This window comes from Mycobacterium sp. GA-2829, assembly GCF_001499965.1.
GTDB lineage: Bacteria > Actinomycetota > Actinomycetes > Mycobacteriales > Mycobacteriaceae > Mycobacterium.
Genome location: NZ_LQIT01000001.1, coordinates 315,180 through 337,653, shown reverse-complemented (window position 1 = coordinate 337,653; position 22,474 = coordinate 315,180). Strand labels below are relative to the sequence as shown.

General features: G+C 69.5%; 19 protein-coding genes, 1 tRNA gene and 1 pseudogene. 6 read left to right on the top strand and 15 right to left on the bottom strand.

The features are described 5' to 3' along the window. Positions 1–54 precede the first annotated feature (54 nt). Both AU194_RS01540 and AU194_RS01535 read right to left on the bottom strand, forming a co-directional pair. Entirely contained in the window at positions 55–1,266 is a 1,212-nt protein-coding gene (locus AU194_RS01540; RefSeq protein ID WP_059087433.1) for a branched-chain amino acid ABC transporter substrate-binding protein, read from the bottom strand. Positions 1,267–1,398: 132 nt separating this feature from the next. After that, positions 1,399–2,022 carry an ANTAR domain-containing response regulator gene (locus AU194_RS01535; protein ID WP_157575845.1) on the bottom strand — a complete coding sequence of 208 codons (624 nt, stop codon included), beginning with the start codon at positions 2,020–2,022 and terminating at the stop codon, positions 1,399–1,401. A gap of 80 nt (positions 2,023–2,102) precedes the next feature. On the opposite strand from AU194_RS01535, the gene AU194_RS01530 reads away from it, so the two are divergent. Then, positions 2,103–2,179 (top strand) — tRNA-Leu (locus AU194_RS01530). A gap of 3 nt (positions 2,180–2,182) precedes the next feature. Here the strand turns inward: AU194_RS01530 and AU194_RS01525 are convergent. From AU194_RS01525 to speB, 4 genes and pseudogenes are all read right to left on the bottom strand, one after another. Next, positions 2,183–3,529 (bottom strand): annotated as a pseudogene (locus AU194_RS01525) (lipase family protein). A gap of 28 nt (positions 3,530–3,557) precedes the next feature. After that, complete coding sequence (locus AU194_RS01520) at positions 3,558–4,997, bottom strand: sodium:solute symporter (protein ID WP_059087431.1); 1,440 nt, start codon at positions 4,995–4,997, stop codon at positions 3,558–3,560. A gap of 10 nt (positions 4,998–5,007) precedes the next feature. Then, on the bottom strand, positions 5,008–6,573 hold the full coding sequence (locus AU194_RS01515; protein WP_059087430.1) for a thiamine pyrophosphate-binding protein: 1,566 nt from the start codon (positions 6,571–6,573) through the stop codon (positions 5,008–5,010). Further along, a complete protein-coding gene (speB, locus tag AU194_RS01510) occupies positions 6,570–7,511 on the bottom strand; it encodes an agmatinase (protein ID WP_059087429.1) in 942 nt (313 codons plus the stop codon). The genes AU194_RS01515 and speB overlap by 4 nt, the downstream gene beginning before the upstream one ends. 82 nt (positions 7,512–7,593) lie before the next feature. Here speB and AU194_RS01505 point away from each other — a divergent pair, with 82 nt between their 5' ends. Together AU194_RS01505 and AU194_RS01500 are read left to right on the top strand one after the other, a co-directional pair. Then, a complete protein-coding gene (locus AU194_RS01505) occupies positions 7,594–9,093 on the top strand; it encodes a PucR family transcriptional regulator ligand-binding domain-containing protein (protein WP_059087428.1) in 1,500 nt (499 codons plus the stop codon). A gap of 26 nt (positions 9,094–9,119) precedes the next feature. Continuing rightward, positions 9,120–10,400 (top strand): adenylate/guanylate cyclase domain-containing protein, encoded by a 1,281-nt coding sequence (locus AU194_RS01500; RefSeq protein WP_059087427.1) that lies wholly within the window; start codon positions 9,120–9,122, stop codon positions 10,398–10,400. Here AU194_RS01500 and AU194_RS01495 read toward each other — a convergent pair. Genes AU194_RS01495 through AU194_RS01455 form a run of 9 tightly spaced genes read right to left on the bottom strand, consistent with a single transcriptional unit; the run spans position 10,366 to position 19,092 of the window. Then, complete coding sequence (locus tag AU194_RS01495) at positions 10,366–11,955, bottom strand: NAD(P)/FAD-dependent oxidoreductase (protein ID WP_059087426.1); 1,590 nt, start codon at positions 11,953–11,955, stop codon at positions 10,366–10,368. The two genes, AU194_RS01500 and AU194_RS01495, sit on opposite strands and share 35 nt — an antisense overlap. After that, on the bottom strand, positions 11,945–12,406 hold the full coding sequence (locus tag AU194_RS01490) for an SRPBCC family protein (RefSeq protein ID WP_059087425.1): 462 nt from the start codon (positions 12,404–12,406) through the stop codon (positions 11,945–11,947). The genes AU194_RS01495 and AU194_RS01490 overlap by 11 nt, the downstream gene beginning before the upstream one ends. Positions 12,407–12,434: 28 nt before the next feature. After that, entirely contained in the window at positions 12,435–12,923 is a 489-nt protein-coding gene (locus AU194_RS01485; protein ID WP_059087424.1) for a Dps family protein, read from the bottom strand. 54 nt (positions 12,924–12,977) lie between these two features. Beyond that, complete coding sequence (locus tag AU194_RS01480; protein ID WP_059087423.1) at positions 12,978–14,666, bottom strand: DUF2339 domain-containing protein; 1,689 nt, start codon at positions 14,664–14,666, stop codon at positions 12,978–12,980. A 57-nt stretch (positions 14,667–14,723) separates the two neighbouring features. Continuing rightward, positions 14,724–15,380 carry a response regulator transcription factor gene (locus AU194_RS01475; protein WP_059087422.1) on the bottom strand — a complete coding sequence of 219 codons (657 nt, stop codon included), beginning with the start codon at positions 15,378–15,380 and terminating at the stop codon, positions 14,724–14,726. Next, positions 15,373–16,512: a MacS family sensor histidine kinase gene (gene macS / locus AU194_RS01470; protein WP_059087421.1), complete on the bottom strand. Its 1,140-nt coding sequence runs from the start codon at positions 16,510–16,512 to the stop codon at positions 15,373–15,375. Before macS ends, AU194_RS01475 begins: the two co-directional genes overlap by 8 nt. Further along, positions 16,513–17,265: an amino acid ABC transporter ATP-binding protein gene (locus AU194_RS01465; protein WP_059087526.1), complete on the bottom strand. Its 753-nt coding sequence runs from the start codon at positions 17,263–17,265 to the stop codon at positions 16,513–16,515. It abuts the gene before it with no gap. A gap of 5 nt (positions 17,266–17,270) precedes the next feature. Beyond that, positions 17,271–18,206, bottom strand: a complete 936-nt coding sequence (locus tag AU194_RS01460; RefSeq protein ID WP_059087420.1) for an amino acid ABC transporter permease — start codon at positions 18,204–18,206, stop codon at positions 17,271–17,273. Positions 18,207–18,210: 4 nt separating this feature from the next. Continuing rightward, positions 18,211–19,092 (bottom strand): ABC transporter substrate-binding protein, encoded by an 882-nt coding sequence (locus AU194_RS01455; RefSeq protein ID WP_059087419.1) that lies wholly within the window; start codon positions 19,090–19,092, stop codon positions 18,211–18,213. 190 nt (positions 19,093–19,282) lie between these two features. Here AU194_RS01455 and AU194_RS01450 point away from each other — a divergent pair, with 190 nt between their 5' ends. The 3 genes from AU194_RS01450 (at position 19,283) to cydB (ending at position 22,459) form a co-directional block, all read left to right on the top strand. Then, a complete protein-coding gene (locus tag AU194_RS01450; RefSeq protein WP_059087418.1) occupies positions 19,283–19,843 on the top strand; it encodes an HdeD family acid-resistance protein in 561 nt (186 codons plus the stop codon). 79 nt (positions 19,844–19,922) lie between these two features. Next, positions 19,923–21,392, top strand: a complete 1,470-nt coding sequence (locus AU194_RS01445; RefSeq protein WP_059087417.1) for a cytochrome ubiquinol oxidase subunit I — start codon at positions 19,923–19,925, stop codon at positions 21,390–21,392. A 14-nt stretch (positions 21,393–21,406) separates the two neighbouring features. After that, positions 21,407–22,459 (top strand): cytochrome d ubiquinol oxidase subunit II, encoded by a 1,053-nt coding sequence (gene cydB / locus AU194_RS01440; RefSeq protein WP_059087416.1) that lies wholly within the window; start codon positions 21,407–21,409, stop codon positions 22,457–22,459. The last annotated feature ends 15 nt before the right edge of the window (positions 22,460–22,474 follow it).

Below are 22,474 nucleotides of genomic sequence, written 5' to 3'. Positions count from 1 at the left end.
TGAGAAACGGAACGCGCCCGAACCGGGTGGCTCGGACGCGTTCCGTCTAGTCGATCACTGGACCTTGTACATCCAGATCAGCGTGGTCGTGAGTTCCCCTTCGGGCGTCCACTGGTACTTGCGCGCCACGCCTTGTCCGTCGTAGTTGCGCACGTAGTCCAGCAGCGCCTGGCGTGTGATCGCCCCGGAGTCGATGCCCTTGAGCAGGATCGTCCCCAGGTCGTAGCCCTCGGTGCTGTAGGTGCCCGGCTCCTGGCCGAACTTCTGGGTGTACTCCTCGGCGAAGCCGCCGGTCGCCGGGCCGCACGGGCACGACAGCAGGGCGTCCTTCGATGCCCCGCCCGCCTGCTTGACGAACTCGGGATCCTTGGTGCCGTCGGCGCTGACGAACGTCGCCTCGACGCCGCCGTCCTTGAGCTGCTGCACCAGCGGTGCGGCCTCGGCGTAGTAGCCGCTGAAGAACACCGACTGCGGGCTCACACCCTTGATCTGGGTGACGGCGGCCGAGAAGTCCTTGTCGCCCTTCTTGACCGAGATGTTGCAGCCCGGGTCGGCGACGGGCCCGAGGGTCTCGCGGACCGCCTGGGCGAGGCCAAGGCCGTAGTCGGTGCTGTCGTCGATCACGCACACCTTCTGGTGGCCGAGCGTGTTCTTGAGGTAGTTCGCGACCGACGGGCCCTGCACACCGTCGTTGGCCAGACCGCGGAAGAACGTCCGCCAGCCCTTCTCCGACAGCGTGACGTTGGTGGCCGATGCGGTGGCCGCGACCAGGCCGGCCTGGTTGAACACGTCGCCCGTCGCATTGGTCTCACCCGAGAAGGCGGGGCCGACGAGGCCGATCGTGTACTGGTCGTCGACGATCTGCGGGGCGATCGCGCTGGCCTTCTGCGGGTCGCCCTCGGTGTCGAAGGTCTTGAGCTGCACCTGGCAGCCGGGGTTGGCGGCGTTGTGCTTGTCGACGGCGAGTTGGATGCCGTTCTTGATGTTGATACCCAACGCGGCGTCCGGGCCGTTGAGCGCACCGGCCATCGCGATGGACAGCGGCGGGCAGGTGGCCTTGCCGTCACCGGCGGGGTCGGCGGGGGCGGCGCCCTCGGCGGCCTTCACCTCCGCGCCGCTCTCGTCGATCTGCACCTGCTCGACGATCTTCAGATCCGTCTGCGCCGCTTCCTGTTCGGGCGTCGACTGACTGCAGGCGCCGAGCGCGAGCGCCAACAGCCCCGCACTTCCGAAAGCGAATGCGTTCCGTGCCACGCGACCGCGCACGTTTCACCTCCTGGTCGATGTTGTCATCGGCATCGACTCCCGCGGCCGGACGGCCTCAGGGCGCTGACGCTTCCGGTAGAACATAGCCAACACCTGGCCATATCGCGTGTTGTTGCAAAAGGCGTGGCGCGCCTAGCCCGCGGTCGGCTCGCTCTTGGGGGTGTCCAGTGTTTCCAGCACGACCTCGGCGACCCGTTTCATGGTGGTCCGGCGGTCCATCGCGGCGCGTTGGATCCACTTGAAGGCCTCCGGCTCGGTCATGCCGTGGTTGGCCTGTAGCAGCCCCTTCGCCCGTTCGACGAGTTTGCGTGTCTCGAGCCGGTCGGAGAGCGTAGCCACCTCGGCCTCGAGCGCGTGGATCTCGCTGAAGCGGCTGACGGCCACCTCGATGGCGGGGATCAGGTCGTTGACGTTGAACGGTTTGACCAGATAGGCCATCGCCCCGGCGTCGCGGGCCTTCTCGACGAGTTCGCGTTGACTGAACGCGGTGAGGATGACGATGGGGGCGATACGTTTGCTCGCGATCTCCGCTGCGGCGTCGATGCCGTCCCGGCGCGGCATCTTCACGTCCATGATGATGAGGTCGGGCTTGAGCGCCTCGGCGAGTTCGACCGCCTCCTGCCCGTCACCGGCCTCGCCGACGATGTCGTAGCCCTCGTCGCGCAGCATCTCTGCCAGATCCATCCGGATGAGTGCCTCGTCCTCGGCGATGAGTACGCGGCGCGGCGTTGGCGCGTCTGTCGATGTGCCGGTCATGGATGTCATTGTGGCGGTTACCCGGGCGATCAGCGACCTCGGGGCCATCCACTATGGTGGGAGACCGCACACCGGCGACCGCCCCTGTATCCCAACTGGCAGAGGAAACGGATTCAAAACCCGTACAGTGTGAGTTCGAATCTCACCAGGGGCACCACAGTCACCGATCCAGCTCGGAAAGCGGGCGGCGTTCGACACCTCGACCCGCGAGCACCTTGCCGCTGACCACCGCGAGCCGGGCCATCCCCCGATAGGTCGACGGGTTCAACAACGTGGGCCAGGTGGTCCTGGTACGGCGTTCGTCGACAGGTAAGCCATCGAACCGGTCGCGCAGCCACCGCAACGACATCGGCGCCGACAGTGGATGCAGGAGGATGTGCTCGCAGAACCGGTCCCGGTGATAGGTGACGTCGGTGCCGCCGCGGGCGTACGTCTGCGCGAGCTGGTCGATGTCGCCGACCGAGATGATGCGGTCGTGCACGGCCTGGATGATCAGCACCGGCATGGTCGGCGCGGCGATGCCGAGCCGGATGTTGTCGAAGACGTGCTGGACCTCCGGCAGTTCGAGGATCTCGTCGAGCGGTGCGGTCAGCATGGTCGCCATGTCCTTCTTGGCGAGCCGCATCACCGCGTGCGCCGTGGTCATTCTCGCCAGCCTGTCGAGGGTCGCCCTGCCCTCGTCGGTCAGGTGGCGTTCGATGGCCTCGCGGAAATCCGGATAGCTGTGCCGCAGTGCGGCGACCACCATCACCGGCAGTCCGGAGAGGAACTTGCCGTTGAGACGGTGGTAGGTGTTGCCGAGGTCGCCGACCGGTGACCCCAGTAGGGCGGCGACGACGTTGAGCTCTGGGGCGTAGCGGTCGTACATCTCGGCGGCCCACGCGGTCGCCAGTCCCCCGCCGGAGTAGCCCCACAGCCCGATCGGCGCTGTCCGCGACAGTTGCAGCGGTTCGAAGTCGAGGGCGGCGCGCAGACCGTCGAGCACACAATGCCCCGGTTCGAACGGCGCCCCGAAAACGCCGTGGGGCCCGCCGTGGTCGGGCACGCACACGGCCCATCCTTCGGCGAGCACCGCGGCGATGAGCAGGAGTTCGAACTGTGCCAGCGCGCCCGCGCCTTGGCACGGCGGCGCAGCGCGTAGGACGGGAAGCAACGGCCCGCCACCGCGTCGATGGCACATTGATACGACACGATCGGGCACGCCTCGGTGCGCGCGGCCGGGACCAGCACGGTCGTCACCGTGGTCAACGGGTTGCCTGCCAGATCGGTGGTCCGGTACAGCAGCTGCGTCGCGGTGAACCGTTGCGGGATCAGCCCGAGGAACGCCAATTGCACGTCGCGCGAACGGGGTACGGTGCCGGGGTTCGGTGTCCTCGTAGCCGGCGAGCGGCTGATAGAAGGGATCGTCGCCCGGCAACAGTGGGCGAGCCCCGTGCCGTAGCGGTTCGTGGGCGGCCGGCTCGAACGGTTCCCGGTGATCGGCGGCAGCCCCGCTGCTCGGATCCATGATCGTCTGTACCCGCCCGCACGCCCCATCACTCGTAGGCGAGTTCGCGCGACTCCCCTCGGCTGCGGCGGTCCCATTCGGCGAGCACCTCGGCATCGGTCGGCTTCGTGAACAGGCTGCCCGCCACGAACACCACCAGAGCCGACGCCAACCCGACGTAGATCGGCTCGTTGGCGTAGATGTCGCCGACCACGAACATCGTCACCAGCGTCGCCAGGGTGCCGACGGCCATCGCCGCCACCGCGCCGACGTTGGTGCCGCGCCGCCACACCAGCCCGCCGAGGATCGGCACCAGCAGACCGCCGACGAGGATGTCGTAGGCGACGGTCAGCGCCGCGACCACGTCCTGCAGCACGCATGCGATCGCCACCATGACCACCCCGAAGCCCGCCACGTAGAGCCGGTTGTTGCGGATGTGGTCGTGTTCGCTGCCGGATTCGACGTCGTGTCCCCGCAGTCGGGCCACGATGTCCTGGCTGAACACCGTCGCCGTCGCGATCAGCGCACCGCTGGAGGTCGACATCACCGCCGCGAGCGCCGCGGCCAACACGAGGCCGGCCAGCACCGGCGGCAACTGCATCTCGACGAATTCGGCGAACGCGTCGTCACGCGATTCCAGCGCAGGCAGCAGCACCTTGGCCGCCATCCCGATCACCGCCCCCGCCACCGCGTAGAGCAGGCAGTAGACGCCCGCCCCGGCGCCGGCCCAGCGCGCCACCCCCGGGCTGCGCGCGGTGAACACCCGCTGCCAGATGTCCTGCCCGATGAGCAGACCGAAGGTGTAGATGACGAAGTAGGTGAGGATCGTGTCGCCGCCGATCGCGGTGAACGACGTGGCGTCGGCGGGCAGCTTGTCGGCCAGCCCGCCCCACCCGCCGGTCTTGACCAGCGCGACCGGCAGCAGGATGAAGAAGATGCCGATCGTCTTGATGAGGAACTGCACGAAGTCGGTCAGCGTGATCGACCACATGCCGCCCAGCGTCGAGTAGATGATCACGACGCCGCCGCCCAGCAGGATCGCCGGCACCTTCCCGATGTCGAACAGCGCCCCGAAGATCGTCGAGTACGCGATCGTCGAGGTCACCGACAGCATCAGCGTGTACCCCCACATGACGACCCCGGAGATCACCGATGATCCTGGCCCGTAACGCAGTTCGAGCATCTGGCTGACGGTGTAGACCCGCAGCCGCTGGATGCGCCCGGCGAACAGCAGGCTCAACGCGAGGATGCCGAGGCCGATGGCGATCACCAGCCACATCCCCGAGATTCCGTACTCGTATCCGAGCCCGACCCCGCCGATCGTGGACGCGCCGCCGAGCACGATCGCGGCCATGGTGCCCGAGTACAGCAGCGGTCCGAGCCGCCGCCCGGCGACCAGGAAGTCCGATTGCGTTGTGGCGCGGCGCTTTCCCCAGAAGCCGAAGGCGATCATGCCGATGAGGTATACGACGACTATCGCGATGTCCATGTGGTGGCTCCTAGCGGATGTCGAAATCGATGACGGTGGGGCGGTCGGCGCCGAACGCGCGGGCGACCAGCTCGGTGAGGTCGGCGGTGGAGGTGGTGCGGACGCCGTGGGCGCCCATGGCCGTCGCGAGGGCGGCGAAATCCGGTGTGCGCAGATCGACTCCGATCGGGTCGATGCCGCGGGCGGCCTCCTGGTCGCGGATCTCGCGGTAGCCGCCGTTGTCGACGACCACGACCGGCACCGGTATCCCGAGTTCGACCAGGGTCATGAGTTCCTGCACGCAGAGCATCAGCGCGCCGTCGCCGAGCAGCGTCGCGACCGGGTGTCCCGGCCGCCCCAGTGCCGCGCCCAACGCCGCGGGCAGGCCGTAGCCCAGCGTCGCGTAACCCGGTGAGTAGCAGAACCGGCGCGGTGCGGGCATGTCGAAGAAGTGCACCGATCCGAAGTAGGTCACCTGCGAGCTGTCGCCGGTGAGCACCCCGTCGGCGGGCAGCGCGGCGCGGACGGCCGCGTTGATCTCGGTGTACGGTCCGGCGTCGTGCGCCGCCTCGTCCCGGCACGCCGTGCGCAGTGCGGCGGCGCGGGCGGTGCCGTCGGGCCGGCTCGCTGTCACCGCGGTGTGCAGCGCGCCGACGGTGGCGGCGGCGTCGCCGAGCAGCCGGTGATCGGCGGGGCAGTTCTTGTCCAACTGGGCGGCGTCGATGTCGCAGCGGATCACGGTGCGCCCGCGGATCTGCCCCTCCCACAGGTCCGAATCCCCCAGCTCGCTGCCGATCACCAGCAGGGCGTCGCTGTCCGCGGCCGCCTTCTGCAGTGCCCGCAGCCGGATCGAGGCGCCCGCCGACAGCGGATGGCCCTCGTCGACCACGCCTTTGCCGTTGACGGTGGTCGCGACCGGGGCGCCCAGCTTCTCGGCCAGCGCGGTGATCTCCCGCTGCGCGCCGACGGCGCCACCGCCGGCGATGATGAGCGGATTCTGCGCGGCGGCAAGCGTTTTCGCGGCCCCGGTGACATCGGTGGCCGGCGCGGGGCGCGTCTCGGCCTGCCGCGGCTGCCCGGACCAGCCCTCGGTCAGCACGTCGACGGGGATCTCGATGTGGACCGGTCGCGGCCGCACGCCGGTGAAGCCGGTGAACGCCGCGGTGACCGCCTCGGCGGCCTCGTCGGCGCTGCGCACCCGCCTGCTCCAGGCCACCAGGTGGCCCATCGCGGCGCTGGTGTCCTTGGCCTCGTGCAGCTGCCCGAGGTCGCGCCCCTCGGTGCCGGTGGGCATCCCGGGCGACACGATGAGCATGGGCTGCGATTCCGCGTACGCCGTCGCGGCCGCGGTCATCACGTTGGTGAGCCCGGGTCCGCTGGTGGTCACCACCACGCCGGGGCGTCCGCTGACCCGCGCGTACGCCTCGGCGGCGTATCCGGCGCCCTGTTCGTGACGGGGCGTGACGGCGCGGATCGCCTGCGCCTGCAGGTGCCGGTAGATCTCGAGGTTGTGGGTGCCGGGGATCCCGAACACCGTGTCCACGCCGTGCGCGGCCAGCGATTCGACCACCGCGGCCCCGCCGTTGCGGTGGTTCACCGGTTGCGTCCCAGCACCGAGATCAGCTCGTAGGCGACGTGTGCGGCCGCGATCCCGGTGATCTCGGCGTGATCGTAGGCGGGGGCGACCTCGACGATGTCGGCCCCGACGACGTTGACCCCGACCAGGCTGCGCAGGCAGTGCAGCAGTTCGCGGCTGGTCATCCCGCCGGCCTCCGGGGTGCCGGTGCCAGGGGCGTGTGCCGGGTCGAGCACGTCGATGTCCACCGACACGTAGACCGGCGCCTCCCCGATGCGGGCGCGCATCCGCTCGATGACCGTGGCCAGGCCGTCGAGCTGGAAATCGTCGGATCCGATCACCTGGAATCCGAGGACGCGGTCGTCGGACAGGTCGGTGGGTGCGTACAGCGGTCCGCGGATACCCACGTGCAGGCAGTGCGACGGGTCGAGCAGCCCTTCCTCGCTGGCCCGGCGGAACGGTGTGCCGTGGGTGAACGGCGCCCCGAAGTAGGTGTCCCAGGTGTCGAGGTGGGCGTCGAAGTGCAGCACCGCGATGGGTCCGTGCTCGCGGTGCAGGGAGCGCAGGAGCGGCAGCGCGATGGTGTGGTCACCGCCAAGGGTGACGAGTTTCGTTCCGCCGGTGCGCAATTCGTCGGCCCCGCGTTCGATGGCGGCGATCGCCTCGGCGATGTCGAACGGGTTGGCCGCGATGTCCCCGGCGTCGGCGACCTGCTGGGTGGCGAACGGCGAGACATCGAGCGGCGGGTGGTAGGGCCGCAGCAGCTTCGAGGAGGCGCGGACGTGCCCCGGGCCGAACCGGGCGCCGGGCCGGTAGGACACGCCGGAGTCGAACGGGACGCCGACGACGGCGACGTCGGCGCGGGTCACCTCGTCGAGGCGGGGCAGGCGGGCGAACGTGGCGGGGCCCGCGAAGCGCGGCACCTTCGTGGCGTCGACGGGTCCGATGGGAGGTGTCATCGATCAAGCGTCGCCGCGATCCACGTCACAGCAACAGTGACTTCTTGGCCAATCACGCCGATCCGTGTTGGACAATTCGTCCATGCCGACGGTCACCGAACTCGTCGCCGACCCCGACCTCGGGTTGCGGCTGGTGGCCGGCGCGGACAACGCGCACCGCGAGGTGGACGCCGCGGCGGTCTCGGAACTCGCCCGCCCCGGGTCCTGGCTGCAGGGCGGCGAACTGCTGCTCACCATCGGACTGCTGCTCCCCGACACCGCCGACGGCTGCCGCGCCTATCTGCATGACCTCGACGCGGCGGGGGTACGGGCGGTCGGACTCGGGTTGGGCGCCGACCTCCCGCACCAGCACGCCCCGGAACGGCTCGTCGTGGCCGCCGACGAGATCGGGATGCCGCTGCTGACGGTGCCCGATCCGGTGCCGTTCATCGCGGTGACCAAGGCGGTGTTCGCCGCGCGCGCCCGCGCTGAACGCCGCGAACTGGAATGGGCACTGCAGACCCAGCGGGCGTTGACCGCGGCGGCGGTCACCCCGGGCGGGTTGCACGGCATCCTCACCGCACACCACGACGCCACCGGCCGCACCGGCGTCGTCCTCGACCTGCTGGGCCGGGTGCTCGCCGAGTCCGGCTCGGGGGCAGGCGAACTCGTGACAAAGCTGGCACCGCTCATCGAATCGGTACGCGATCAGGGGCTCGCCGCGGCCGCCGTCGACATCCGCGCCGGCCGCCAGCGCGAGATCCACGCCATCGGGGCGCGCAGGCTGCGCGGCTGGCTGCTGGTCGACGGACCGGCGAAGTCCCCTGCCGCACAACAGATCTCCGGCGATCTGGTGTCGCTGCTGTCACTGGAACTGGAACGCAGGCTCGGGATGAACACCGCCCAGCGCCGGGCGCGGGCGCAGGTGCTCGACCGGCTGGCCCGCGGGACCGTCGACGACGTCGTGGCCGCGCGGTGGCTGCTGTCGGTCGGTGTCGCCGACGCCGATCTCCGCGTCGCCGCGGTCGACGCACCGCGGGACGCCGACGATCTGGCGGCCGATCTGCTGGTGACGCTGCCCGATGCGCTGGTCCGTCAGGTCGCCGGTGTGGTCGAGGTGGCGGTCCCGCTCGAGACCGACCTGGCCGGTGCGCTCCGCTCGCTGGCCGCGGGACGGGCCGCGGGGATCGGGATGGCGGTGCGTGCGGGCGCGCTGGCCGTCTCGCTGCGGCAGGCCCGCTCGGTGCTGGCGGTCGGCCGCAGGCAGGGCAGCCACGTCCTGGCCGCCGACGTGGCCAGCAGTCGGGTGCTGCTGGGCAGCGCCGACGCCGAATCGCTGCGTGGGTACGCCGATGCGGTGCTCGGACCGCTCGACGCCGCAGAACGTGCGGCCGAACTGTTGCGCACGCTGTCGCTGTTCCTCGAACACAACGGGCAGTGGGCGGCGGCCGCGGCGGCGCTGCGGGTGCACCGGCACACCGTGCGCAACCGGATCGACACCGTCGAGCGGCTCAGCGGGCGCCGGATGGACGATGCGTCCGACAGGTTCGAACTGTGGCTGGCATTGCGGGCCCGAGAGGCGGCGCGAATGTCGGCCGAGTAGCGGGTCATCGGCGATACGCTGCGACGATGGTGACACTTCAGCACCGCATGCCCGCCCGTACCCGGCACTACGCCGAGGCCGTGGTGCGCAGACTGCGGGTGCTCACCATCGCGACGTGGATCGCGGCGGCGGTGTCCGCGGCGTTCGGCTCCCTCCAGGTCGCGATGGGCGGCCCCGGCTGGTGGGTGGGCGTACTGAACCTCGCGTTCGCCGCGATCTTCATGGCCACCCCGCTGCTCTACCGTTTCGGCGAGCTGATCGCGCCGCTGACCTTCTTCGTCTTCGCCTACCTGTCGGTGACGTTCATCTGCTTCTCCGTCGGCACCGACTCCGGACTGCAGTTCTACTACCTCGTGGCGGCGTCGCTGGTGGTGCTCGTGCTCGGCATCGAACGCATCGTCATGTCGGGGGTGATCGTCGGCGTCGGCCTCGCCGCCTGCATCGTGATCGAACTGACGGTGCCCGGCGACCGTGACCTGGGGCCGCAGGGGATGATGACCGTCGGCTTCATCCTGTCCGCGGTGTCGGCGACCCTGATGGTGTTCGCGACGGTCTGGTACGCGCTGCGGGAGACCGACCGCGCGGAGCGGGCGATGGAGGATGAGTACCAGCGGTCGGAGCGGCTGCTCGCCAACATCCTGCCCGCATCGGTCGCGCAGCGTCTCAAGGATCCCGCGCACGCCGTCATCGCCGACGGTTACGACGATGCCTCGATCCTGTTCGCCGACATCGCCGGTTACACCAAACGGGCCAGCGACACCTCCCCCGGTGATCTGGTGCGCTTCCTCGACCGGCTCTACACCGACCTCGACGCGCTGGTGGACCGCCACGGCCTGGAGAAGATCAAGACCAGCGGCGACAGCTACATGGTGGTCAGCGGGGTGCCGCGGCCGCGCCCGGATCACGTCGAGGCGCTGGCGTGCCTGGCGCTGGACATGGCCGAGGCCGTCGCCGACCTGCGGGATCCACTCGGCCGTGCGGTGCCGCTGCGCATCGGGTTGGCGTGCGGACCGGTGGTCGCGGGCGTGGTCGGCTCGCGGAAGTTCTTCTACGACGTGTGGGGCGATGCGGTCAACGTGGCCGCCCGCATGGAGACCACTGACATCGAGGGCCGAATCCAGTTACCGCACAACATGTACGAGCGACTCACGCACGCGTTCCTGTTCGAGGAGCGCGGCGACGTGGACGTCAAGGGCAAGGGTGTCATCCACACCTGGTACCTCGTCGGCAGGCGCGACGACGACGCGGTCCGCGCGGCCGTCGAGGTTCCCGTCACCGCACGAGCAGCGACATCACCAACTGGTTGACCTTGCGGCGCGGCCAGCCGGTGAGCCCGTCGCTGGCCAGCGCGGCCACGGCGGCGTTGCGCCCGCACACGCCGTGCACACCGCCGCCGGGATGCGCGCCCGCGCTGCCGAGGTAGAGCCCCTCGACCGGGGTCTCCGCGCGACCGAACCCCGGCGTCGGCCGGAAGATCAGCTGCTGCTGCAGTTGGGCGGTGCCGCCGTTGACCGCACCGCCGACGAGGTTGGCGTCCGAGGCGGTCAGATCCGAGGGGCGCTGGATGAACTTGCCGACGACCCGGTCGGTGAAGCCGGGCGCGTGCTCTTCGAGCACCCGGTCCACCGCCTCGGACAGCTGCTCGGCCGACGCGTCGTCGGTGACGTCGCGCGGCAGATGGGTGTAGGCCCAGGCGCTTTCGGTGCCTTCCGGGGACCGCGTCGGGTCCGCGGTGGTCATCTGACCGAACAGCATGAACGGATGTTCGGGCACGGTGCGGGTGTTGAGGTCGGCCATCCAGCGCACCAACCCGTCGGCGTCTGCGCCGAGGTGGACGGTGCCGACCTCGTTGAGGTTCTTCGACCGCCACGGGATCGGGGCGTCCAGCCCGTAGTTGATCTTCAACACCGGTGTGTCCCAGGTGAAGTGTTCGAGGTCGTCGAGCACCCGCGCCGGTACGGCCGACGGCGGCAACAGCTCGCGGTAGAGCGCGGGCGCGGACACGTCGGCCACCACGGCGCGGCGTGCGGTGATGGTGCGTCCCTCGGCGGTACGGACCCCGACGGCCCGGCCGCCGCGCACGATCACCTCGGTGACAGGTTGCGAACAGTGGATCTCCGCGCCGGCGGACCGGGCCCGGTTGACCAGCGCGGCGGCGAGCTGTCCGGCGCCGCCGACCGGGACCGGCCAGCCGCCGTCCTGCGCCATCATGATCAGCATCAGGCCCATGATCCCGCTGCCGGGGGCGTCGACCGGGACGTCGGCGTGCAGGGCGTTGCCGAGCAGCAGCAGCCGTGCCGCATCCCCGGCGAACAGCTGGCGGCCCATCTCTCCGACGGGCAGTACCAGCCGGTGCAGGAACCGCAGCGCTTCGGCGGTACCGAGCGTGCGTAGCAGTCCCGCAGCGCCGCGCACCGGCGGGAACGGGGAGAACAGGCTCTTGAGCAGTGGGTCGCGCACCTGCTGCCACAGCTCGAACAGCCGCAGCCAGTTCTCCTCGTCGGCGGGGTGGTGGCGGCCGAGTTCGGCTGCGGTGCGGTCGATGTCGCGGTAGATGACCGGAGCGTCGTCGTCGTCGGCCGAACGCGGATGACCCACCACCGCCGGGGCGTGCGTCCAGCGCAGCCCGTGGTCCTCCAGGTGCAGTCCGGACAGCACCGGCGAGGCGACCGACAGCGGATAGAACGCGCTGTAGAGGTCGCTGGTGTACCCGGGGATGCGCTCGGCGCTGCGCACCGCACCTCCCGGTTCGGCCTGGGCCTCGAGGACCACGACGTCCCATCCGGCGTCCGCCATCAGGGCGGCGGCGACCAGACCGTTGTGGCCGGCGCCGATGACGACGGCGTCGGCGTCAGCTGCCATCAACACCCCTGACGTCACTGTCGTCCCGGCGTTCGGCGAGGAAGGCCAGCCGGGCCAGCGTCTCGTTGTTGCGCGGCCAGACAGCGGCGTCGGAGAGCCGTTCGGGCATGAACTTGCCGATGCCCGAGATGGGGAACTCCTGCATCGAGATGCGGCAGCCGTCCGGTATGTCGCTCAGTTCCAAGATGATTCGGGCACCGCCAAAGGGTCGGCCCTTGGCGTGCAGCACCAGCCGCTCCGGTGGGGTGCTCTCCTCGACGACGGTCTCGTCGTTGAGCAGCACCGGCCACACGCCGATCGAGTGGTGGATGGTGGAGCCGGGCGCGGGCCACTGGGGGTCCACGGCCCGCATCCGGCTGTTGCCCACCACCCATTGCGAGTACGTCCAGCCGTCGGCGATCACGTCCCACACACGCTGGCGCGAGGCGGCGATATCTCGGGTCACAGTCACGACGGACGGGTACCCGCGATGGACCGGTTTAGACCTTCCGGTTCTCCGATTTGATCAACCAGGCCAGCTTCTCGAGGCCGTCGATCAGCTGATGCAGCATGTCGGCGGTGCTCGGGTCCTCGGCGTCGACGGCGTCGTGGACGGTGCGCATGGTGTCGACCGCGGCGTAGACGCGTGCGGTGATCAGGTCGACGACCTCACCGGTGCTGCGCTCGTAGGCGGGGAATTCCGGCAGGCTGGTGGTCGCCGCGACGACGTCGGAGCGGCCGTCCGGAACCGCGTCGAGCGCCCGCATGCGCTCGGCGATGGTGTCGCTGCCCTCGCGGGCGAAGTCGACCACCTCGTCGAGTTGCAGGTGGAGGTCACGGAAGTTGGTGCCGACCACGTTCCAGTGCGCCTGCTTACCCTGCAGGTGCAGTTCGATGAGGTCGACGAGAACCCGCTGCAGGTTGGCAGCGAGCTCCGGCGATGCGGTGAAACCCTGTACTTCTGCTTCGGTGCGACGGTTCGTGTTCATGCTCTGTACAACGTCCCCCAATCTGGAATAGTTCCAGATTAGCTGTGATAGGGCTCATACCGCGCGGTCCTGTGTGGTGAGCATCCTGGCGTAGCCGGCACCCATGCCCAGCAAGACCAGACCGACCACGAGGAACACCGCGACCCGGAAGAACCCGTCCAGCGTCCCCAGGTCGAACAGGAACAGCTTGGCCATCGCGGCCGCGACGAGCGCCAGGCCCAGCCCCTTCAGGCGACGGGCCGCGTGACCGAGCAGGGCGGCCGCCGCGCCGGTCCAGCAGATGGTGGCGACGACGTGCCCGGCGAAGAAGCCTCCGCCCGTGCCGCCGATCAGCACCCCGGCGGTCACCGTTAACACCGTGGTCGCGTACGTGGCCACGGCGGCGGCACCCGCCCACCGCCACGGGCCGGTGAGACTGTGGGAGATCGCCGCGGCGGCCGCGACGGCCAGCACACTCGACACCAGTACCGACACCGAATCGGGACCGCTGAACTCGACCGCGCGGACGAGGACCTCGGGCGGGGCGTAGGCGAGATACAGTCCGCCGCCGACCACCGCGAACCCGACCGCAGACCAGCGCGCCACCCGGTCGCGCCCGCCGGCGAGGGCCACCACGGCCGCCATGGCCAGCAGCAGCGGCGCGGCGATCTCACCGTCGAAGGCCACGTTGACCGCGATCAGCGCGCTCACCGCCGACAGCGCCGCGTAGATCTGCCGCACCACGCCGGACACGATGGGCAGGACGGCCAGCAGGGCCGCGGCCAGCGCCCCGATCATCAGCGCGGCCACCACCCGGTCGATCGCCAGCGGGACGCACAGCACCGGCGCCACGCCCGCCACGGAGAGCAGCGCGACCGCGACCGGATGTGTCGAAAGGGGTAGCACGAGCAGCGCACCGGCCAGCGCCAGCAGTGCCGCAATCCCGCATGCCGCGGCGAGGGCGAGATCGTGGTCGCCTCCGATCGCGGTCCCCGCCAGCGCGGTGACCAGGGGCAGTGTGACCGCGGCCGTCCGCGCGGCGTGCAGCCAGATCCAGTCCTTGTCGAGATGGACGGGCAGCGTCGCGGCCGAGAGCGCGAGCATGTACGACACCAGCAGCAGCGTCACGCCGTCGGTGACGATCGGGGCCAGCGCCACCAGTGGGACCAGGACCAGCAGGCCGAGGTGTTCGGAGTTCCAGCGGCGCGCCAGCATCAGACCGCCTCCGCCGACGGCCGCGGCCAGCACCAGGCCGACGGGTGCGGCGACCCACTCGTAGATCGTGGTGACCGCGATGACGTCGAAGTATGCCGCGGCGATGCCGGTGGCCGTCAGCGCGATCCCGCCGACCCGGCCGCCGTCGGCGCGGTTGAGCCGGCACCCCGCGGCGACCAGTGCGCCCGACAGGAGCGCCCCGGCCGCGACGCGGACCTCTGGCCGCAGGATCCCGGCCTGGGCGGCCAGCACCAGCAGCAGCACGACGCCGATCAACGTGACCGCGACGCCGGCCACTGCCAGCGCCTTGCCGATCCACCCCTCGGATCGTTCCCTGGGTTCCTTCGGCACCGGCGGTGCCGGCGGCGGAGGCGGCGGAGGCGGCATCGGCTGCCACACCGGCACGGGCGCGGGGGCGGGCGCGGGTGGCCGGGCAGCCAGCAATCGGTCCAGCTCGGTCAGGTCGGCGGACACCTGGGTCAGCTGCCGGGAGAGGGCGGCGAAATCGGTCGACAGCCGGGCGATGACGGCACGGTGCGGTTCGGTCATGTCCTCATCGTCGGCGGGGACACCCCCCGCGCGGATGAGTAGGACTACCCGACTTCGCTATTCGTCGAGGCCGTGTTCGATCGCGTAGCGCGCCGCCTCGACCCGGTTGGCCACCTGTAACTTCCGGAACGTGGCCTGTACGTGGTTCTCGACGGTGCGGTGGCTCAACGACAGCCGGGCGGCGATCTGCTTGGCCGTCAGCCCCTTCGCGACGTAGCGCAGCACGTCGGTCTCGCGTTCGGTGAGGGTGGGTGTCGCCGGACTGGTGCCTGGTCCCTGCGCGATGCGGCGGTACTCCCCCAGCACCAGGCCGGCCAAGCCGGGGGTGAACACCGCGCGTCCCTCGGCGGTGGCCCGAACCGCTTCGGCCAGTTCGGCTTTCGAAGCGCTCTTCACCAGGTAGCCGGTGGCGCCCGCCTTGACGGCCTCGAGGACGTCGTCGCGTTCGTCCGACGCCGACAGCACCAGCACCCGCGATCCGGGCGAGACGGCGAGCACCTCGGCGGTGGCCTGCGCGCCGTCGCCGTCGGTCAACCGCATGTCCATCACCACGACCGCGGGCTGCACCGCAGCCGCCCGGCGGCGCGCGGAGGCCACCCCGTCGGCGGTGGCGACCACCGAGAAGCCGTCGTCGTCGAGGTCGCGGGCCACCGCGTCCCGCCAGATCGGATGGTCGTCGACGACCATCACGGTGGTGGGCGGCCCGTCAGCCATGGCTGGCACGATCGCGCGGCACGGTCAGCTCCCACTCCGTCCCGCGGCCGGGTTCGGTGTAGACCTCGGCCACGCCGCCCAACGATTTGATCCGTCCCACAATCGATTTCGCCACACCCATCCTTCCCTCCGCGGCTGCTTCGGCCAGGCGCCCCTCCGGGATGCCCACCCCGTCGTCGCGCACGCTGACCGTGACCGCGTCCCCGAGATCCTCCACCAGCACATAGGCGCGCGCCGTGGGCCCCGCGTGCGCGGCCACGTTCTCGAGCGCGTTGACCGCGGCGGCGTGGAGTTCGGCGGCGACGTCGGCGTCGAGCAGGACCGGGTCCGGCGGCAGGCTGACCGTCACCCGGTCGGACGCGCGACGGCGCAGCATCGCCCCGATGTCGGCACGGGCGCCCGCCGCGCCGGTGGGGTCTGCGGCGCTGATCAGCCGGCGCAGCGCACGTTCCTGCTCACCGGCGAGGTCGGCCAGTTGCGTTGCCTCACCGCCGATCTCGCGTCCGCGCCGGGCGACCAGCGCCAGCACCTGGATCGCCCCGTCGTGCACCTGCCGGGACAACCGCTCCCGTTCCTCGAGCGCGGCGGCCAGCCGGGTGGCGCGTTCGAGTTCGGCGTGTGCGCGGCGGGCGGTCTGGGCGGCCATCCCCACCACCAGCCCGACCGCGAATTCGATGACGATCGTGGCGCTCTGGAAGACGTTGATGCTGACGTGGCCCTTGAGCAGCGCGTACGCCGACAGCACCACGAGGCCGGCGATCATCCCGGCCACCGGACCACGCAGGATGGCCGCCGAGATCACCGCGTTCGTCGCCCACAACGTCGTCGGCCAGGACTGGTTGTCGGCCACCCACTGCTCGTCGGCGATGAAACCGGTGGACATCATCAACGCCACCACGACGACGATCTCGGCGACCACCCAGCCGGCGGTCCGTCCGAAGCCCCGCAGATAGGCCACCGCACACGCCGCGCTCCAACCGATCAGCACCGCGAACAGCAGCCACCCGACCGCGCCGTGTTCGAGATCGTCGTTGACCGCGATCTGGAAGCCCAGCGCGTACAGGCAGCTCAACAGCCGGAAGACCTGCGCCGCCCGCCACAGCGGTGTGGCCGGGTCGACCCGCTGCGACATCTACATCACCTTGGACAGAAAGGCTTTCGTGCGCTCGTGCTGCGGGTTGCTCATCATCTCGCGAGGATCACCGGCTTCGACGATCACGCCGCCGTCCATGAACACGAGCTTGTCGGCGACCTCGCGGGCGAACCCCATCTCGTGGGTGACCACCAGCATCGTCATCCCCTCCGAGGCCAGCTTCTTCATCACCGTGAGCACCTCGCCGACCAGTTCGGGGTCCAGCGCAGAGGTGGGCTCGTCGAACAGCATCAGCTTCGGGTTCATCGCCAGCGCACGGGCGATCGCCACCCGCTGCTGCTGACCGCCGGACAGCTGCGCGGGGTAGGCATCGGCCTTGGCGGACAACCCCACCTGGTCGAGCAGGTCTCTGGCCCGCGCCAACGCCTCCTGTTTCTTGATGCGCTTGACCTGGATCGGCGCCTCGATCACGTTCTGCAGCGCGGTGCGGTGCGGGAACAGGTTGAAGTGCTGGAACACCATGCCGACGTCGCGACGCTGCCGGGCCGCATCGCGCGGCGACAGCTCGTACAGCTTGTTGCCGCGTTCGCGGTAGCCGACCAGTTCGCCGTCGACGTAGAGGCGGCCTGCGTTGACCTGTTCGAGGTGGTTGATGCAGCGCAGGAACGTCGACTTGCCCGATCCGGACGGCCCGACGATGCAGAGCACCTCACCCTTGCCGACTTCCAGCGTCACACCCTTGAGGACGTCCAGGGCACCGAAACTCTTGCAGACCTGCTCGGCCTTGACCATCGGGGTCACGGGTGCGGCTCTCCCAACTGCGCCTTGGCCAACGCCTCGAGCTGCCGCGTCGTGAGCTTGCGGGAGGCGCCGCGCGCGTAGTACCGCTCCAGGTAGTACTGGCCGACCATCAGCACGCTGGTGATGACCAGGTACCAGGTGGCGGCGACCATCAGCAGCGGCACCGGTTCGAAGATGCGCGACGCGATCTCGCGGGACGTGATGCCGTAGAGGTCGAGCGCGAACGGCACACCGGTGACCAGCGACGTGGTCTTCAGCATGCTGATCACCTCGTTGCCGGTGGGCGGGATGATGACCCGCATCGCCTGCGGGAGCACCGTGCGCCGCATCGCCAGTCCCCACGACATGCCCAGTGCGGTCGAGGCCTCCATCTGCCCTTCGGGCACCGAGGTGATGCCCGCGCGGATGATCTCGGCCATGTACGCGGACTCGTTGAGCGCCAGCCCCAGGATGGCCAGGATGAACGGGAACGACAGCGATTGCAGATCGATGTGCAGCAGCGACGGTCCGAACGGCACGCCGAGCTGCACGTTCTGGTAGATCGTCGGCAGCAGCCCCCAGAACACCAGCTGCACGTAGACCGGTGTCCCGCGGAAAATCCACAGATATGCCCACGACACCGCCTTGAACACCGGGTTCGGCGACAGCCGCATGACGGCGAGCAACACCCCGAGCACCAGCGCCAGCACCATCGAGTAGACGGTCAGCTGCAGGGTGTTGACGACGCCGACGGTGAGCACCCGTTCGTTGAACAGGTACTCCCAGTAGGTCCCCCACCGGAAGGCGTCGTTGGTGGCCGCGCCGTAGAGGAACAACCCGACCAGGATGAGGATGACGACCGCCGTCACCCACCGCCACGGATGCCGCAGGGGTACCGCGTCGATCGGCGCCGGGCCGGCGGCGGCGGGTGACGACGTGTCGACAGCTGTCATCGGGTCAGCTGATCGCCCCGTTGATGACCGGTTTGTCGATCATGCCTGCCTCGACACCCCAGTTCTTGGCGATCTCCTCGTACTGGCCCTCTTCGATGAGGTGCTCGAGCGCCTGCTGCAGCGACTGCGCGAGCGGGGAACCCTTGGCCACCGGCCAACCGTAGGGGGCGGCGTCGAAGATCTCTCCGGCGGCCTCCAGTTTCCCGTTGCTCTGCTTGATCGCGTACGCGGTCACCGGCGAATCCGCCGACATCGCGTCGACCTGACCGAGCACCACGGCGTTGGTCGCGGCGTCCTGGCCGTCGAACGGCGTGATCGCGATGGCGGGCTTCCCGGCGTCGACGCAGGCCTTGCTCTTGGCGGGCAGCTCGTCGGTCTCCTGGAAGGTGGTCGCCTGGACGGCGACCTTCTTACCGCAGGCGTCGTTGGGGTTGATCGGGTTGTCCGGTCGCTGCGCCCACTGGGTGCCCGCCGAGAAGTAGGTGACGAAGTCGACCGACTTCTCCCGCTCCTTGGTGTCGGTGAACGACGACATGCCGACATTGAAGGTGCCGCCCTGCACCGACGGGATGATCTTGGCGAAGTCGGCCTCGCGGTATTCGGGCGTCAGCCCCAGCGTCCCCGCGACCGCGTTCATCAGGTCGACGTCGAAGCCGACGATCTTGCCGCTGGGGTCCTTGAACTCGTTGGGCGCATACGGGATGTTGACGCCGATGATCAGCTTGCCCGACGACTTGATGTCCTCGGGGACCGTGTTGGCGATCTCGTCGACCTTGGCGCCGGCCGCGGCCGTCTCGGTGTCCGATCCGCCCGATTCGCCGCCACTGGCGCACCCGGACAACACCATCGCGCCGCTCACAGCGAACATCGCTGCGAGGCGCCACATCTTCCCACCTGACACAGTTGCCTCTTCCTCTTGCCTCGGGCTGGTCCCCGGCCTGTCGAACCGAAGACGTTAACCATTGCGGTCGCCTCATGCACTTCCGGTAACGGAACATTAACGACCCGGCACCGACATCACAGCGGTACTGCGCAAAATCGGCATCCGGCACTCGGGGCCGTGCCACACTGCGCGCATGCAAAATACCGCTGCCCCAAGCATGTTGCGGAATCTGTGGCTCTACACGGTGGTATCCGGCGTGCTCGCGGTGCTGCTCGGTGTGCTCATCTTCCTGCGCCCCGGCGCGGCCATCCTGGTGACCGCGATCTTCTTCGGCGCCTACCTGCTCGTGACGGGCATCGCGCAGCTCGTCCTCGCGTTCAGCCTGCGGTCGTCGTTCGGTTCGCGGGCACTGCTGTTCATCGGCGGCGCCGCCGCCGTCGTCCTCGCGGTGCTGTGCTTCCTCAACCTCTCCGAATCGATCGACCTGCTGGCGATCTGGATCGGCGTCGGCTTCATCTTCCGCGGCGTCGCCACCGCGATGTCGGCGTTCGGCGACAAGTCGCTGCCGGGGCGGATCTGGGAGATCATCGTCGGCGTCCTCAGCGTCATCGCCGGACTCATCATGTTCGTCGCGCCGCTGGAAGGTCTCGTCGCCCTCACCCAGGTCACCGGCGTCATCCTCGTCGTCATCGGCATCACCGAGGTGATCGCGGGCATCCGGATCCGCAAGGAGTCCGCCGCCCTCAAAGAGTGACCAAAGTCCCTGCTCCAACGGCTCTCGGCACTACTACACTTCGTCGTAGACAGGTGTAGCGCACTCGAGAGTTGGTCAGATGGACGCCTTGGACGTGTCACGGTGGCAGTTCGGAATCACCACCGTCTACCACTTCATCTTCGTTCCGCTGACCATCGGCCTCGCGCCGCTGATCGCGGTCATGCAGACGGTGTGGGTGGTCACCGACAACCCAATCTGGTACCGCCTGACCCGGTTCTTCGGCAAGCTGTTCCTGATCAACTTCGCGATCGGCGTCGCGACCGGGATCGTGCAGGAATTCCAGTTCGGCATGAACTGGAGCGAGTACTCCCGCTTCGTCGGCGACGTGTTCGGCGCCCCGCTGGCGATGGAGGGCCTCGCCGCGTTCTTCTTCGAGTCCACCTTCATCGGGCTGTGGATCTTCGGTTGGACGCGCCTGCCCCGGCTCGTGCACCTCGCGTGCATCTGGATCGTCGCGATCGCGGTCAATCTGTCGGCGTTCTTCATCATCGCGGCGAACTCGTTCATGCAGCATCCGGTGGGCGCGCGGTTCAACCCGGAGACCGGCCGGGCCGAACTCACCAGCATCGTCGCGCTGTTCACCAACAACACCGCACTCGCCGCATTCAGCCACGCGGTCGCCGGGGCGTTCCTGACCGCGGGCACGTTCGTCGCGTGCGTGTGCGCATGGTGGATGGTGCGGGCACACCGCCGCGCGCAGACGCCGGCCGAGAAGCACACCGCGGCCGCGTTGTTCCGGCCGGCCACCATCCTCGGCTGCGTGGTCGCGATCGCCTCCGCGGGCGCGCTGTTCCTCACCGGGGACGTGCAGGGCAAGCTCATGTTCGAACAGCAGCCGATGAAGATGGCGTCCGCAGAGTCGTTGTGCCACAGCGCGACCGACCCGCAGTTCTCGGTGCTGACCGTCGGCACGCACAACAACTGCGACAGCGTCGTGCACCTCATCGACGTGCCCTACGTGCTGCCGTTCCTGGCCGAGGGCAAGGTCAGCGGTGTGCACCTCGAGGGTGTGCAGGATCTGCAGGCGCAGTACGAGCAGCGGTTCGGCCCCGGCGACTACCGGCCCAATCTGTTCGTCACCTACTGGTCGTTCCGCGCGATGATCGGGTTCATGGCGGTGCCGGTGCTGTTCGCGCTGGCGGCGCTGTGGCTGACCCGCCGTGGGCGCGTCGCCGACCAGCGCTGGCTGGCCCGCTTCGCGCTGCTGACCCTGCCGACCCCGTTCCTCGCCAACAGCGCCGGATGGGTGTTCACCGAGATGGGCAGGCAACCGTGGGTGGTGGTACCCAACCTCGACGGTGACGAGAGCATCCGCCTCACCGTCGCGGACGGGGTGTCCGGGCACGCGGTCGGCATGGTCGTCACCTCGCTGGTGACCCTGACGCTGGTCTACGGCGTGCTCGCCGTCGTCTGGTTCTGGCTGCTGCGGCGCTATGTCGCCGAGGGCCCGCAGGACCACGACTGCGAACCCACTCCCCCCGCTCCACCCGGTGACGACGAGGTCGCACCGCTGTCCTTCGCGTACTGAGGGGATGACCGACGATGGGACTCCAGGAACTCTGGTTCATCCTGCTGGCCGTGCTATTCCTCGGCTTCTTCGTCCTCGAGGGTTTCGACTTCGGGGTCGGGATGCTGATGAGCTTCTTCGGCCGAGCCGCCCGCGACCGCGGCGAGGATGCCGCCGAGATGCACCGGCGCACCGCGCTCAACACGATCGGCCCGGTCTGGGACGGTAACGAGGTCTGGCTCATCACCGCGGGCGGGGCGATGTTCGCGGCGTTCCCCGACATGTACGCCACCATGTTCTCCGGGCTGTACCTGCCGCTGCTGGCGATCCTGTTCGCGATGATCCTGCGCGTGGTGGCGATCGAATGGCGCGGCAAGATCGACGATCCGGGCTGGCGGCGCTGGGCCGACCTCGGGATCGCGGTCGGCTCGTGGGTGCCCGCCGTGCTGTGGGGGGTGGCGTTCGCCGCGCTGGTGCGCGGTCTGCCGGTCGACGCCGACAAACAGATCCACCTGACGTTCGGCGATCTGCTCAACGCCTACACCCTGCTCGGCGGGGCGGCCACCTGCGGCCTGTTCCTGCTGCACGGCGCGGTGTTTACGGCGCTGAAAACCGAAGGGGCCGTTCGGGATGACGCCCTCCGGTTCGCCGGGGCGCTGGCCCTGCCCGTCACCGTGCTCGTCGCCGGGTTCGGCGTGTGGACCCAGCTGTCCTACGGCAAGAGCTGGACGTGGTGGGTACTGGGCGTCGCGGTCGTCGCGCAGCTGGCCGCGGTGGTGCGGGTGTGGAGCCGCGCCGGGGAGGGTTGGGCGTTCACCTACACCGCGGTCGTGGTCGCGGCGGTGGTGACGCTGCTGTTCGGATCGCTCTACCCCGAGCTGATCCCGTCGACGCTGAACCCCGAGTGGGGTCTGACGATCCAGAACGCGTCGTCCTCGCCGTACACGCTGACGATCATGAGCTGGGCGGCGCTGATCTTCGCGCCGCTGGTGATCGCATACCAGGGTTGGACGTACTGGGTGTTCAGCAAGCGGATCTCCGCCGAACGCATCCCCGCGCCGACCGGGCTCCTGCGGCGGCCGGTGTGAACCTCTGGCGCGGGT

Coding starts and splice junctions, on each gene's coding strand:
- AU194_RS01535 (WP_157575845.1), bottom strand. CDS start 2,022: ATGACCGGCACATCGACAGACGCGCCAACGCCGCGCCGCGTACTCATC.
- AU194_RS01520 (WP_059087431.1), bottom strand. CDS start 4,997: ATGGACATCGCGATAGTCGTCGTATACCTCATCGGCATGATCGCCTTC.
- speB (WP_059087429.1), bottom strand. CDS start 7,511: ATGACACCTCCCATCGGACCCGTCGACGCCACGAAGGTGCCGCGCTTC.
- AU194_RS01505 (WP_059087428.1), top strand. CDS start 7,594: ATGCCGACGGTCACCGAACTCGTCGCCGACCCCGACCTCGGGTTGCGG.
- AU194_RS01500 (WP_059087427.1), top strand. CDS start 9,120: ATGGTGACACTTCAGCACCGCATGCCCGCCCGTACCCGGCACTACGCC.
- AU194_RS01495 (WP_059087426.1), bottom strand. CDS start 11,955: ATGGCAGCTGACGCCGACGCCGTCGTCATCGGCGCCGGCCACAACGGT.
- AU194_RS01485 (WP_059087424.1), bottom strand. CDS start 12,923: ATGAACACGAACCGTCGCACCGAAGCAGAAGTACAGGGTTTCACCGCA.
- AU194_RS01480 (WP_059087423.1), bottom strand. CDS start 14,666: ATGACCGAACCGCACCGTGCCGTCATCGCCCGGCTGTCGACCGATTTC.
- AU194_RS01475 (WP_059087422.1), bottom strand. CDS start 15,380: ATGGCTGACGGGCCGCCCACCACCGTGATGGTCGTCGACGACCATCCG.
- macS (WP_059087421.1), bottom strand. CDS start 16,512: ATGTCGCAGCGGGTCGACCCGGCCACACCGCTGTGGCGGGCGGCGCAG.
- AU194_RS01465 (WP_059087526.1), bottom strand. CDS start 17,265: ATGGTCAAGGCCGAGCAGGTCTGCAAGAGTTTCGGTGCCCTGGACGTC.
- AU194_RS01460 (WP_059087420.1), bottom strand. CDS start 18,206: ATGACAGCTGTCGACACGTCGTCACCCGCCGCCGCCGGCCCGGCGCCG.
- AU194_RS01455 (WP_059087419.1), bottom strand. CDS start 19,092: ATGTGGCGCCTCGCAGCGATGTTCGCTGTGAGCGGCGCGATGGTGTTG.
- AU194_RS01450 (WP_059087418.1), top strand. CDS start 19,283: ATGCAAAATACCGCTGCCCCAAGCATGTTGCGGAATCTGTGGCTCTAC.
- AU194_RS01445 (WP_059087417.1), top strand. CDS start 19,923: ATGGACGCCTTGGACGTGTCACGGTGGCAGTTCGGAATCACCACCGTC.
- cydB (WP_059087416.1), top strand. CDS start 21,407: ATGGGACTCCAGGAACTCTGGTTCATCCTGCTGGCCGTGCTATTCCTC.